This is a genomic window from Nocardia sp. BMG51109 (assembly GCF_000526215.1).
Lineage (GTDB): Bacteria > Actinomycetota > Actinomycetes > Mycobacteriales > Mycobacteriaceae > Nocardia.
Map to the genome: position 1 here is coordinate 3,619,419 of NZ_JAFQ01000004.1, position 13,248 is coordinate 3,632,666.

Genomic DNA, 13,248 nt, shown 5'->3' on the forward strand with positions numbered 1-13,248 from the left:
GGCTGCGCTCCAGATCGTCGCTTATCTGATCGACACGCTACGACAGCTTCCCCCTGAAATCTCGAGTTCAGCCGCTGTAGCGAATAGTGTTCTTCCACAAGCGATCACCGGCCAATTCGGCGTCGGGCATGCCAGGCTGCCCCGATGTCGCTTCAGCAGAGTTTCCAGCCGTCGCTCTCTCGGACCACATTGACGGTATTCGAAATCTGCTGGCCGGGTAATTCCGGAGAGTGATGGTGGGTAACAGCTGTCGCGGTGTTGCCGTTGACGGTGATCTCGTCCACGCCGTCGAGGATGACACCTCGAAGAACCTCATCGTAAGGGCTGGGTTCTCCCGTACCCTCCGACCTGTAACGTTGACACTGCAACTTGTTGAATGTTGCGAAATCTCCGGCGTTCAACGATCTGAATGCATATTCGACGGTCCCTCTGATCTGCTCCTCATTGGAAATTATGGTCGGTGGTTCGGAATCGATTGTCGAGGAAAAGAGATAGAGAAAACCGATCGAGCCAACGAACGCCACCACCAACACCGAGCCGAGGATCAGCACCAGCCGCAACAACCACGATCGGCGGCTTGCCTGTGCCGACCGGCCTTTCTGTGATCCGTCAATCAACTATCGTTCACTCCGTCCTCTGCTCGGCGTCATGCGAAACACTACGAGCCGTTCGGGCACGATGTGAGTACGACGCCCATTTCAACCGCGATGGGAGAGGTTGTGGAACGCACCGCTGCCGGTCTCTCGCCGGCCCTCGAGCCGCTGTGGCGAGAGCTGCATCGGCGTTTCAGTACGGGGTTGCCCGTATCGCGCGTGCGTATCGGTCCACTCGACGAGGAGCAGCGGGGTGCGATCGCCGAACTGTTCGGTCTCGCGCGTGCGCCCGGCGGCTTTGCCTCGATCACGGTGTCGAAGTTGGATTCGGTGTTGGTGGATACCGTCGGTATCGGTGCGTATCAGGTTGTCGAACAACTTGTAGGGCCGATCGAGGATCGTGCCGAACAGCGACGAGTGGCCGCAACCGAACGAGACGAACTGTGGCGGTGGTTGTCCGATCATCCTGTTGTGCGGGCGCAACCGGCGCTGGAAACGTGGGTCACGGCGATGCAGCGGTCCGGGCTGATCGACGGATCGGTGCAACGTACGCGGGGCGAATTGGAGCTGGCGCTGCGCGTTGTGCGGGAATTGCCCGGTGCGGGGAAACCGCTGCCGGTCTTCGCGCAGGAGGTGCTCGACCGTCCGCACGGTCTGGACGACGGCACCCGCCTGCACACGATGGTCGTTCGCGCTCTGAGCGCCATTCACGATGTCGAACCGCCCTCGGATGCCTGGCAGGTTCGTGCACTATGGGAGCGGGCCGGAGTAACCGCCGACGAGTTGTCGTCCACCGTACTGGTCGCCGGCATGCGCTGCGCGGGTGAGGATTCCGTGAGCCGGGTGCTGAATATCGGTGCCGAATCCGGTGAGGCAGCATCGCTCACGCTTCGGCAGCTTCGGTCCGTACCGGCTCTGGCGCCGGCACCGAGACGAGTGACGGTGGTCGAGAATCCCAGCGTTCTGGCGTTGGCTCTGCACCGGTTCGATGATCGTTGCCCGCCCCTGGTATGTATTTCCGGCTGGCCTAGTGGGGCGGGAGTCCTTCTGATGCAGCATCTTTCGGATGCGGGCGTCCGCTTACGATATCACGGTGACCTCGACGGCGAGGGTTTGCGAATCGCTGCCCACGTCGTTGCGCGCGTGGGCGCCGAGCCGTGGCACATGAGCAGCGCCGACTATCTGGCCGCGGTGGGCCGTGGGCCATCGGTCGGCCGTGTCACGCCGGTACCGTGGGACGCCGAACTCGCCGAGCACATGGTGAGTCACGGGACCGCCGTATCGGAGGAACGCGTTGCCGAGCAACTCCTCGATGAGTTGGCGGCGGACCGCTGATCGCTGTCGAAGGAGCCGGACTGATGGTGTCGGCACTCGTCGCCGCGGCCGCGATGCCGACCGGGCTCTCGTGTGTTGCCCACTCCGGTGGCCTGGGCCCGCTGGTACTCCTACCAGCCATGACCGTGCCGGACGCGACCAGGCGGCGGGCCCGAGTGTGACATTCGGCGGACCGTCGACGATCGTCCGAGGTAGCAGCACGCGCCGGTCACCGCCCGTCGGCAGGCCGTTCGTGTCGGTTCCGGCGAGTATGGTCGGCCACTGAAGCGCACCCCCGGGAGGTTTCGTGGACCCGATTCGTGTCCCGCCTGAAATGTTCCGGTTCGCCACCGCGGACCGGTCGGGGCTCTACGTCGCTGTCCTGCATGCCTTCGGTGAGGCCAACGAACGGTTGGAGACAACCCTGGGCATCGACGACGTGTGCGAGAGACTGCGTTCGGTCGGCTGGCTGGAGCCGATAGATCTCGACGACCTCGCCGCGGCCCTTGCGCAGCTGCGCGACTGGAATCTGGTCGACGTCATCCAGAACCATTCCGAAAACTACCGCACGGCAGTCGAATACGAGCGACGCAATCTCCAGTACTCGCTGACTCGCCAGGGCGAGGCGGCGTTCGCAGGCGTCGTACACGCCATGACGGTGCTGGCGGCGACCGGCGCGCTGCAGACCGCCGTCCTGGACGCCATCGCCGACCGGCTGCGCGATCTGATCACCGAACTCGAATCCGGCACCGATCGGCGCGTGTTCACGGTGCTCAGCGAACTGGAGTCGCACCTGGACGCGCTGCGCGCCAATACGAAACAGTTCAACGGAGAGTTGCAGCGTCTGCTACGCGCCGAAGGTGTGGACCTGACCGTCTTCCATGAGGTCAAGGCCGCGACCGTGGCCTACCTCCAGGAGTTTCTCACCAACATCGAGCATCGGACGCACACCATCGCCGAACGCATTCGGCTCGTGGCGGAATACGGTGTCGCGCTGATGCATCACCGTGCCCTGGCCGGTGCAGAACTGCCGCAGCTGTCCGGCACCGATCCGTCGATTGCCTGGCTGGAGCACCGTCGTGCGCGGTGGGACGGCCTGTGCGCGTGGTTCGCCCCCGAGGACGGTGCCACACCGCGTATCGAACAGCTGAATCTGGTGGGGCGCAAGGCGATCATCACCCTGTTGCAGGTACTCGAACGGATAACCGATTCGCGCCGCAGGTCGTCGAGCGCGGCCGCCGACTTCCGGGAACTGGCGCGCTGGTTCACGCTGCTGCCGAGCCAGGACGACATGCATCGCCTGTGGTCCACCGCGTTCGGGCTCAGCCCGGCGCGCCACACTCATCTGGCGCATCCGGACCCGGAACTGGTGAATTCGAACACTTCCTGGCACGAGGCGCCGCCGGTGGAGGTTTCGCCGCTGTTGCGGTCGTCGGGCCGCACCGAACGGTTCAGCCGAACCGGCCGGGTGCGAGATGTGGCCGCGCTCAGGGCCGCTCGCGCCGAGCAGGCGGCGACGGAGCGTGCCCAACTCGAGGCCGCATGGGACATGCTCGATACCGGCGGACAAGTGCGCCTGTCGAGTTTCGGCAGGCTCGACCACACGATGTTCGAGCGGCTACTGGATCTGCTCGGCCGGGCGCTGTCGACCGCACCGGCGGCGGACGGAACCCGGCGCGCCACCACCGGCGACGGCCGAATCGAGATCGTCCTGCGGAGGCCGGGCGATGGCAGCCGGGCGCGATTGTCGACGCCGCGTGGGCTTTTCGAAGGTCCGGACTACGTTCTCGACGTCGCAGCCCCCGGTCGGACACCGATGGGGCGGGCAGGGGGAGAGCGATGAGCGATCTTGCCAATCAGCTGGTCATCGCCGAGCGCGAGGAGATCTCGCGCGGTATCCGGTCACTGCTGGCAGCCCCGCTGATCACCGAATCCGGTGCACCGGACGCCTTCGACACGATCCGCCGCAGGCGCGAACCGATCGCGAAGTGGTTCGACTACTACTGCGGCTGGACGCTCACCGTGGAACCGCGGCTGGGATACGCGCGACTGACCAAGGTGCGCGTCTGCGACGATCCCAGCCGCCCCGCGCGCCGCCCGCGGTCCGGCCGCGCGCCGTTCGATCGCCGTCGCTATGTGCTGCTGTGCGTGGTCGCGGCCGAGCTGTTCGCCGCCCCGGTCACTACCATCGGCCTGCTCGCCGACCGGGTGAAGGCCGCGACCGCGGCCGACCCCGTACTGGACGCGTTCGACAGCGCCGGCCGGTCCGAGCGCATGGCTCTGGTGGACGTACTGCGGTTGCTCGAATCGTTCGGCGTGCTGAAACCGGTGGACGGTTCGGCGGAGATGTATGTGGAGTCTGCGGCCGCCAAGGTGCTCTATCAGGTCGACACCACGCTGCTGCTGCGGATGCTGGCATCACCGGTCGGCCCCTCGCAGCTTGCGGTGCCTGCCGAAGAGATCGCGCTGCGTGGCAGAGATCTACTGGCCGGGATCTCGCGGGAGCGCCGTTACGGCTCGACCGGCCGGCACAGGGAGAGTGGGGGCTCGGACGTCCAACGCAACTTATGGTTGCGGCACAGTATATTTCGGCGCCTGGTAGACGACCCGGTGCTGTACTACGAGGAATTGTCCGCCGACGAGCGCGCCTACGTATCGTCGCCGACCGGCCGCCAGCTGTTGCGCCGCTGCGCCGAGCAGGGCGGTTTCGTCCTGGAGGAGCGGGCCGAGGGAGCGCTGCTGGTGGATCCCGACGGCATAGCCACCGACAGCCGATTCCCCGACGACTCAGGGACGGCGAAGGTGGCCGCGCTGTTGTTGCTGGACGACATATCCGGCCCCACCACTGTGGAGCGGTTGTGGCGCGTGGCCACCGAGCTGCTGGACAGATTTCCGCGCTGGGCGCGCAGCTATCGTGGCGACGACGGAGTCGGCCGGCTCGTGGCCGACGCGGTCGCGGTTCTGGTCGGCTTCGGCTTGGTGCGCACAACCGACTCCGGGCTTGTGGTCCCCTTGCCCGCGTCGGCTCGCTACCGAGTGGGCGACATCAAAACCACTGAGCCGAGGGAGGATTCGTGACCGTAACCGTCCTGTCGCGGAAAACATCCGAGGAGTCCACGGAGAGCGACGTGCGATGGATGCCGTCTCGGGCCGGAATCCTCAATGTGTGGAGATACTACGACGAGGTCTTCGAGTTCCATCGTGGCCGCTTGCTGTTGCGCGGACCGAACGGCAGCGGGAAGTCGAAGGCGCTGGAGTTGTTGCTGCCGTTCCTGTTCGACGCGAACCTGAAGGCCAACCGGCTGTCCACCTTCGGCACCGCCGAGCGCACGATGCATTGGAATCTCATGGGGGAGGGCGCCTCCGGGACCACACGTGTCGGCTACGTGTGGCTGGAGTTCCGGCTCGCGGAGTATCGGTGGTTCACCTGCGGTGCCCGCCTGCAGGCCAGCAGCCACACCAGCGCCGTGCACCCGGACTACTTCACGACAGATCAACGCATCGGCATGCCCGATGGTCTCTATCTGACCATCGAGGGGCGCCCGCTGACTCGCGGCGCTCTCGAGCAGGGTATCGGAGAACACGGCGATGTGTACTCGACAGCGTCGGAGTACCGGGAGGCTGTGCGCACCACGCTGTTTCCCGAGCTGAACGAGCAGCGTTACGACGCCTTCATCACAGCGCTGCTCCAGTTGCGGACACCGAAACTCTCGCAGCGGCTCGACCCGTCTCTGCTGTCCAGCTTGCTTTCGCGGGCGCTGCCTCCGTTGGGTCAGTCCGAGATCGCCGACCTGGCAGAGGGTTTCGAACGGCTGGATGCGCAGCGGGAGAGGTTGCGGCGCCTCGAGGAGGAGGTCGAAGCCACCCGCGTGCTGGCCCGTCGGCAGCGGACCTATGCGCAACGCGTCCTGCGCGCCGGTGCGGCCTCGTTGATCTCGGCAACTACCGAACTGGACCGGTTATCCGCTGCCGCAAAGCAATCGGCCGAACAGTACACCGACGTGGAACATCGCAAGGGCGAGATAGTCGAGCGCATCCAGACCCTGGACAACGAGCACGAGGAGGTCGATGCTCGCAAAGACGGCCTGATGGAGACCGACGCCTACAAGCAAGGCCAGCAACTGGACAACCTACGGCAGGAGGTCGAGCGGGCGCGAATCCGTGCCGACCGGGCACGCCGGGACGCGACTAGTCAACGGGAGCACGCGGACGGGGATGCGGAGCGCCACCGTCGAGCCGAGGAAACGCTGCGCGGATACGAGATCCGCGTCGCGGCGCTGGCCGAGGAGGCGCGTCAGGCGGCGGCTCGAGTGGCGTTGTCCGGGGTGTATGAGGAGATCGCTTCCGCGGCGGAGTCCGATCGTCCGCGGGGGTTGTTGCGTGCAGCGGTGCGGAGCAAGCGGCAACAGATCGCGGCGGTCGACCAGGCCCTCAGGGCTCACGAACAGGCAATTGCGTTGCGGCAAAGGGCCGAACAGGATCTGGACCGTGCGCGTGAGGAGTCCTCTCGCGCTGGATCACGCCACGAGAAGGCAGTCGCTGATCGCGCCGATGCCGCGGAAGCGCTGCGCGATCGGCTCCGTGCCTGGGCGGGCGGTTGCCACGAGCTGTCGTTCACCGACCTCGATGCCCTGCTCGAGTCCGCTGAATCGGAATCGGCTCTGGCAGAGCAGATTCGGTATGCGTCCCAAGTCGTCCTGAGCGACATCGCGCAGCAGCGGGAACGCGTCGAAGCCGAAACCACGGCGGTGGGAGCGGAACGCGGAAGACTGATCGCCGAACGTGACGGCCTCGCGGCCGAACACGATATCCCTCCGGCCGCGCCGCATTGGCGGACGGCCGACCGCACTCGGATGGCAGGGGCGCCGCTGTGGCGAGTGGTCGACTTCGCCGACAACACCACCGAATCCGTCCGCGCGAGTGTCGAGGCGGCCCTCGAGGCTTCCGGCCTGCTGGACGCCTGGCTCGGTGCGCGCGGGGAGATCGTGGGTCACGACGTGTTCGCCGATCCCGATGCGGTGGCGCCGGTGTCGGGTCGCTCGCTGGCCGAGGTCTTGACGGTGGTCCCGGACGCCGAGGTGGATTCCGCCGTCGTCGCCAGGCTGCTGGCTGGCATTGCGTTCGGCGACAACCTGCCCGAGGCAGTTGCGGCGATAGCCGCCGACGGCAGCTGGCGGCTGGGCAATCTGACCGGCAGCGCACACAAGGACGAGGCGTCCTATATCGGTGCCCTGACCAGGCAGCGAGCACGGGAACGGCGTATCCGGGAGTTGAACGAGCAGATCGCTGGGCACGATTCGCGGCTGGCGGAGTTGGAGAGCCTGCGCGCCCGTCTCGATATCCGGGAGCAGACGGTCGAGGCCGAACTCGCCAGTCGCCCCGGTAGCGACGAATTGATTGCGGCACAGCGTGTTCTGGACCGAGCCGAGGCTGATCTCGAGGCAATCGATACCCTGGTGCGCCAGCGGATCGCGGCGGTCACCGAGCAGGAAGGCAGGGTGCGTGCGGCGTTGATCGAGCTGTCGGGTGTCGCCGCCGACGCCGGCTTGCCTGCCGACGCCGGGGCACTCGATCGGGTCCGAGAAGGGCTTGACCATTTCAGTGAACATACCGAGAAGTGGCTCGACACCGATGGCGAGCGCCGTTCGGCCGCGGCGGTCGCCGAGGAACGCGCCGAAAAGTCCGCCCGCTCAGCCGAACTCGCCGTGCAATTCGAACAAGACGCCGAGATTGCCGAGAGCAACCACCGCGCCCTAGCGGCGAAGGCCGACGAGATCGATCGGACCGTCGGACTCGACTACCGCGGTGTGCTCGACAAACTCCAGCAGTTCCGCGAGCGACTCCGGGAACTCAACAGACAGCTGACGGCGGCGCGGCGCGAACAAAACGATCTGGCCAACCAGCTCGGCGGTCTGGCCGCCAAGCAGGAGACCGACATCCAGGCCCGCGACGCCGCATCGACGACCAGAGACGCACTCGCGCAACGTTTCCGTCGCCTGACGATCGGCGACTTCCCGACCGACAGCGAAATCCCCGAACTCGACAAGTTCCGGCAAACACTGGCGGATTCGGAGGGTGTTCGCGCCGCGCTGGACGCCGCCCGCCTGGTCGCGGCCGCCTGGCCCACCATCCCGTGCGCCCCGAACAATGTGACCGATGCCCTGGGCCGGCTCGCCGACTCGGTCCACGAAAGCCGCACCGCACTCAGCTCCCGCGCCGACCTGGAACTCGAAACCGACGAGGACGTACAGGTTTTCACCGCCATCATCGACGGCGTCCGAGTCGGCGCCGCCGAACTGCTGGCAACCCTGCGTCGCGAGGCCGACCAGTCCCGCAACGAGATCACCGAACGCGAGCGCCACCTGTTCGACCAAACCCTGACCGGCGATACCCGCCGTCATCTCGCCGCCCGCATCCGCCAGGCCAACGACCTCGTCGACGGCATGAATGCCCGGCTCGAAAAGGTCCGCACCGCCTCCAACGTCTCGGTCAAGCTGGTCTGGCAGATCGCCCCCGACCTCCCACCCGGCACCAAGGCCGCCCGCGACCTGCTCCTGCGCGACCCGATTCGCTTGACCGAGGCCGATCACGAAGCACTGCACCGTTTCCTGCGCGACCGCATCGAGGAGGCCAAGGCGGACGACACCGCCACCAGCTGGGAACAACAACTGGCCCAAGTCTTCGATTACACGAAGTGGCATCAGTTCGTGGTGAAGATCGACCGGGGAAACGGACAGGGCTACCAGCTGCTCACCAAGAAGCTGCACGGGGCATTGTCCGGTGGCGAAAAGGCCATCGCCCTCCACTTGCCGCTGTTCGCCGCCGTTGCCGCGCACTATCAGGCATCTCCGCAGGCGCCCCGGGTAATCCTGCTGGACGAGGTTTTCGTCGGCGTCGACAGCACGAATCGCGGCCAAATCTTCGCCCTACTCTCGGCACTCGATCTGGATCTGGTGCTCACCTCCGACCACGAGTGGTGCACGTACGCCGAGCTGGACGGTATTGCGATCCACCAAATCCTGGCGGGGGATGGGGATGATGCGGTGACGACGGCGCGGTTCACGTGGGACGGGGTGGAGTTGCTTGCGGAATCAGGCGCCACGATCTGAACGGTCAGAACCCCTGCACCACAATAGTTTTCGATATTGTTTCATCCGGTGATGACTCAGCGTCCAGCGGCGGAACCGGCCGGCGTCGAGCCGAGACCGGTGTAGGTTCCGGCGCTCACCGTGATCAGCAGCCCGCTGTGGGCGATCGCCTCCATGCTCTGCACATTACAACGGCTGGCCCTTGTCCTGCACCGTTCGTCGGGTTCGGCATCGTCCTGGGGCCTGCCAACAGCGGGGCAGGTCCGCGGTTCGGCACGGCACGAGGGATCCGAGCGGTTGTGGACGCCGAATGATCAACGGACTGTTCCGGATCCAAGCCCGTGTCTCGGAGAGCCGGGTGGGTGTGGGCGGCAACCATAGATGCTGTGTTCGAGAGCGAACCGGGGTGTCCGGTTGCGCCGTGTCTGCGTCTTGGCGATGTAGCAGCGACTTCGCCAGACAAATCTTTGTACTTGGAGTCTTGAATCCAAGTATCAGGCTGCCCGTGACATCGGGACCACGAACGGTCCCCCGTTCTCTGTTGTTTACGCAACTAGCCTGCGGGATAAGACCGTCGGGGTTGCGGACTTGACGGTCGCGGCCGATGGAGAATAGTCTTGGAGGTGACAAGACTGCACGATACAAGGTCAGGAGATGTCCCCATATGAGGCACACGATCGTGGTGGAGGACGAGGTGTTCAACGTCCTTGTCCAGCACAGGAGGGGTTTCGAGCAACCGAACGACGTCCTGCGTCGGCTGTTGATCACGGGCGATGTCGATCCTGTCGGCTCGGATAACGGTTCTAACGCGGGAAACACCAGCGACGGCTTCGCTCCGAGCGGCGAATCGAACGTGTATGGGACAGACCCACTGCGTCCAGGCCGTTTGGCGCAGCTGATCGATGCCGGCCTGATAGCGGCGGGGGACCAACTTCGTCATGAGCGTATTCGAAGGGGGCAGACGTTGGAAGCGGTCGTTACCGCGAATGGATGCCTACAGACGAAGCGTGGAGTCTATGAGGCACCGTCTCCGGCTTTGAGGGAGCTCGTCGGCAGTCAGATCGACGGGTGGAAGGCCTGGGTCCACGTGCGTTCGGGTAAGTCGCTGCGTGAACTCCGGGACTCGCTGCGCTGACCCGGATCTGTTGTCGGAGAGGGGGTTCGGCTCATGAGGAACGGTTTCTCCGGGTTGTCGATTGGGTCCGGAATCCTCCTGAGCACTGTACTCGGTGCGCCCTGGTGGACCGGGACCAGTCTACTCATGATCGTCGCGGTCGCGCGTGTACTGACCACCTTTGTACGCGAGATTTTTCCGCAGGAGTCGGCTGATCGGGTACTGGTTCTGCTCGCGTGGTTGATGCGTCCGAGGGGTAAGCCGGCCACAGGCGAACGACGAGGAGTGCGCTGCGCCGGCCATTCGGCCGGTTGCAAGCCGTACGTCCAGGAGCAAGCGGTGGACCAGCCGCTGCCACGGTCGAGTTTGCTACCGCTTGAGCTATGCCGGACATGTGGAGCCTTGCCCGATCTTGCCGGGAAATGCCTATGTGGCTGAACCCATTGGTGAGCAGGGGGTGGGGATTCCGCGCACCGTTGCCAACCGGTCACCCTGCACGATTGAACGAACCGGCGGACGCGTAGGCGACGAAGGCATCCCATTCCCCGGCGCCGAAGACGAGCGCCGGGCCGGCTGGGTTCTTCGAGTCGCGTACCCCGACCTCGCCCCGGTCGAGGAACGCGACTTCCACGCATTGGCCGTTGGACTCGCTGCGGCTGCTCTTGAACCAGTGTGCGGTGGACAGGTCAACGGTCACCGTACTTCTCCTTCGCCACCTGTCGTAGCAGGTCTCGCGTGCTCGTTTCATCGAGTGCTGTCCGCCGGATGCAGTCGACCATTTCAGTGTATCGCTGGACCAGTTCCTGCTTCTCCAAGTAGAGATCGCTGCTCATGCCGCCGTCGAGGTAGACCACCGGTGGTTCGACTGGATCTCCCCTACGGTCGGTGCCGAAATCGAGGATGACGAACGAGCCGTGCAGTATGCCGCGAGTGAAACCGGCTGAGTGAGGGTGGATTCGGAGGCTGACGTTCTCGCGCTTTCCTGCCTCGGTGAGTTGCGCGAGCTGCGCTCGCATCACGCGCCGATTGCCGACGATGCGATGCAAAGCGGACTCGTCGAGCAGAATCTCCAACGCGACCGGGCGGGCCTTCCGCGTGACGATCACCTGGCGGCGGAGGCGGATTTGCACGCTGCGCTCGATTTCGTCGTTCGTGCCGTTGTGCAGGAACGAGCCGATCAGCGCGCGGGCGTAGTCCGCAGTCTGTAGCAAGCCGGGAACCTGCACCTGGTAAGACGTGAGGCGCCGGGCGGACCGCTCCAGACCGACGTACATATTGAACGCATCGGAGAACATGCCGCCGAGCGCTATGACATCGTCGTCGCCCCGAGCAGCCGCCGCGCGAGCGGCGAGATCAACCGCCTGCTTCGTCTCTTCGGCATCGACCTCGTACAGCATGCACAGCTCTCGAACATCCTGCTTGCGCGGGTTGATGGTGCGCCCGGATTCCAAGCGCTGCAACGCGTTATAGCTCAACTGCACCTCCTTGGCCGCATCCTGGATAGTCAGGCCCTGGCTCTCACGCATCTCGCGAAGAAAGCGACCGAGCTGGCGCCGCAACAGAGTGGGCGACTCATCGTGGGACATCTGTGTTCCTCCTCGACTGAACCCGCATGTCAACTGACCTTGAACAGCTATTGCCGCAATTCCGCACATGCTCCTGGGGCTTTGCACCAGTTGGCCTGAACATTCGTTTCAACCTGGTGCGGATATCTGGCGACTGGTGTGCTGAACCAGCGCCCGGCAGGGACGGACAACTTGGTCCGATGCGAGGTGGAAGTCCCTCAGCCGTACTGCTGATCGGCCGTGGCAGCGTACCGATCAGCCCACCGGAACCGCTTGTGGCGCAAAGCCTATGCCCAAGGGACCGGGACCACCCAGACAAACCGATGAGTCGAGGTGTCGATGAGCCATTACGTTACAGGGAAAGTTGCCGAGCCGGGAGAAGAAACTCCGCAATCCCGGGCCGATTACTACCGGACCGTGTGCGGGCTCGATGCCAGAGTGCTGCTGTCGTCCGGACGTATCGTCATCCGAGGAGGTTCGATTGCCGCCTTCACGGTGCCGAGCGCGCTCGGTATGCAGGTGAAGGCCCTGTTGAAGGGCTGTTTCGGCCGTAACGGGCCGATCATCTCCCATCCCCGATCCCACCGTTGGACGTTCTTCGCCGACCGGACCGGCGTGGACCTCAGTGACCTGACCGTACATGCCCAGCTGTTCCGCCAATGGATTTCGGTGGTTCCGGTGGGCGGTCAGATCATGCTTCCCTCGCCGGCCGATCTTCAAGTGGCGTACCGGACGTGGAACCTACTCCCGCCCAACGACTTCAGACCTACTGCGGATGCCGTTCTCGATGTCATTCGCAACTGTGTCGGCAACTCGCGGTGACCCGATGCCCCCGGGGCGTCCCCTGCCGCCCGACGCCGATGTGACGATCCACGTCCACTGGGCCGACATCAACGGCCACAGTCTCGACTTGTTCTACCGAGCATGCGCACCGGCGGCCTACCGATTTGCGAACTCTTTCAACGCGACTCATGCCGACGACACCGTGACGGTCGTCGAATCGGCCGCGCCGGCGCTCGCCCCTCGACTTCCCTGCGAACGAAACTGGTTGGTGCCCTGATGTCCGAAACAAGACCTCTCGAAATGCCTTTCGTATACTGCCGGATCGCTCCCGGCCCTACCCCGGAGCGTCTCGGCCGAATGCTGTTGGAGATCCACCACGACTGCGACGAGGCGGTGTGTTGCCCGAAACGCCGTGGGCTGCAATGCGTTGCCCCGGAGGTCCATTCGTACCCACCGCCGATCTGTCATGTTCCGGACGATCGGATCTCTGCAGCTGTCACCCGATACACACGAGCACAGTCCACGCTGCATGCGGCCAGGGAGTCTCTACACACTCAACATCAGGACTCGAACCAGAGGATGCTCACGGCCATAGCGGATTTCGCGGCTGCCCGGCGTCGCCGCGACGCGTTGTTCCTCCGCGCACTCCCCGACGACGACACCATCCCGGTAGCCACCATCACCAAGTTCGGCATCACCTATGCGGAGGTCTACCGGTTGGTTCGAGGGCTCGGGTCGGCAAAAGCGACGTGGATCAGTGCAGTCGACGAGTGACACACTGGGCTCGCGTT

11 protein-coding genes are annotated in these 13,248 nt (G+C 64.9%); 8 read left to right on the plus strand and 3 right to left on the minus strand.

Annotated elements, in window-relative coordinates:
- Positions 1 to 152: 152 nt before the first annotated feature.
- Positions 153 to 617 carry a hypothetical protein gene (locus D892_RS0118040; protein ID WP_156959553.1) on the minus strand — a complete coding sequence of 155 codons (465 nt, stop codon included), beginning with the start codon at positions 615 to 617 and terminating at the stop codon, positions 153 to 155.
- Between the two features lie 195 nt (positions 618 to 812).
- Between D892_RS0118040 and D892_RS0118045 the strand changes: the two genes are divergently transcribed.
- The 6 genes from D892_RS0118045 (at position 813) to D892_RS0118070 (ending at position 10,130) form a co-directional block, all read left to right on the plus strand.
- Positions 813 to 1,928, plus strand: coding sequence for a TIGR02679 family protein (locus D892_RS0118045; protein ID WP_198036918.1), 1,116 nt, complete (start codon positions 813 to 815; stop codon positions 1,926 to 1,928).
- Between the two features lie 23 nt (positions 1,929 to 1,951).
- Complete coding sequence (locus D892_RS46745) at positions 1,952 to 2,089, plus strand: hypothetical protein (RefSeq protein WP_156959554.1); 138 nt, start codon at positions 1,952 to 1,954, stop codon at positions 2,087 to 2,089.
- 125 nt (positions 2,090 to 2,214) lie between these two features.
- Positions 2,215 to 3,750, plus strand: a complete 1,536-nt coding sequence (locus D892_RS0118050) for a TIGR02677 family protein (protein ID WP_024802593.1) — start codon at positions 2,215 to 2,217, stop codon at positions 3,748 to 3,750.
- On the plus strand, positions 3,747 to 4,985 hold the full coding sequence (locus D892_RS0118055) for a TIGR02678 family protein (RefSeq protein WP_024802594.1): 1,239 nt from the start codon (positions 3,747 to 3,749) through the stop codon (positions 4,983 to 4,985). Before D892_RS0118050 ends, D892_RS0118055 begins: the two co-directional genes overlap by 4 nt.
- Positions 4,982 to 9,016 (plus strand): TIGR02680 family protein, encoded by a 4,035-nt coding sequence (locus D892_RS0118060; protein ID WP_024802595.1) that lies wholly within the window; start codon positions 4,982 to 4,984, stop codon positions 9,014 to 9,016. The genes D892_RS0118055 and D892_RS0118060 overlap by 4 nt, the downstream gene beginning before the upstream one ends.
- A 643-nt stretch (positions 9,017 to 9,659) precedes the next feature.
- On the plus strand, positions 9,660 to 10,130 hold the full coding sequence (locus D892_RS0118070) for a hypothetical protein (protein ID WP_024802596.1): 471 nt from the start codon (positions 9,660 to 9,662) through the stop codon (positions 10,128 to 10,130).
- Between the two features lie 466 nt (positions 10,131 to 10,596).
- On the opposite strand, the gene D892_RS0118075 is transcribed toward D892_RS0118070, so the two are convergent.
- Together D892_RS0118075 and D892_RS0118080 are read right to left on the minus strand one after the other, a co-directional pair.
- On the minus strand, positions 10,597 to 10,806 hold the full coding sequence (locus D892_RS0118075) for a DUF397 domain-containing protein (protein WP_024802597.1): 210 nt from the start codon (positions 10,804 to 10,806) through the stop codon (positions 10,597 to 10,599).
- Entirely contained in the window at positions 10,796 to 11,695 is a 900-nt protein-coding gene (locus tag D892_RS0118080; protein WP_024802598.1) for a helix-turn-helix transcriptional regulator, read from the minus strand. Before D892_RS0118080 ends, D892_RS0118075 begins: the two co-directional genes overlap by 11 nt.
- A gap of 318 nt (positions 11,696 to 12,013) precedes the next feature.
- Here D892_RS0118080 and D892_RS41410 point away from each other — a divergent pair, with 318 nt between their 5' ends.
- Positions 12,014 to 12,496 carry a hypothetical protein gene (locus D892_RS41410; protein WP_036567191.1) on the plus strand — a complete coding sequence of 161 codons (483 nt, stop codon included), beginning with the start codon at positions 12,014 to 12,016 and terminating at the stop codon, positions 12,494 to 12,496.
- Between the two features lie 540 nt (positions 12,497 to 13,036).
- Positions 13,037 to 13,231, plus strand: a complete 195-nt coding sequence (locus D892_RS0118095) for a hypothetical protein (protein ID WP_024802601.1) — start codon at positions 13,037 to 13,039, stop codon at positions 13,229 to 13,231.
- Positions 13,232 to 13,248: the final 17 nt, after the last annotated feature.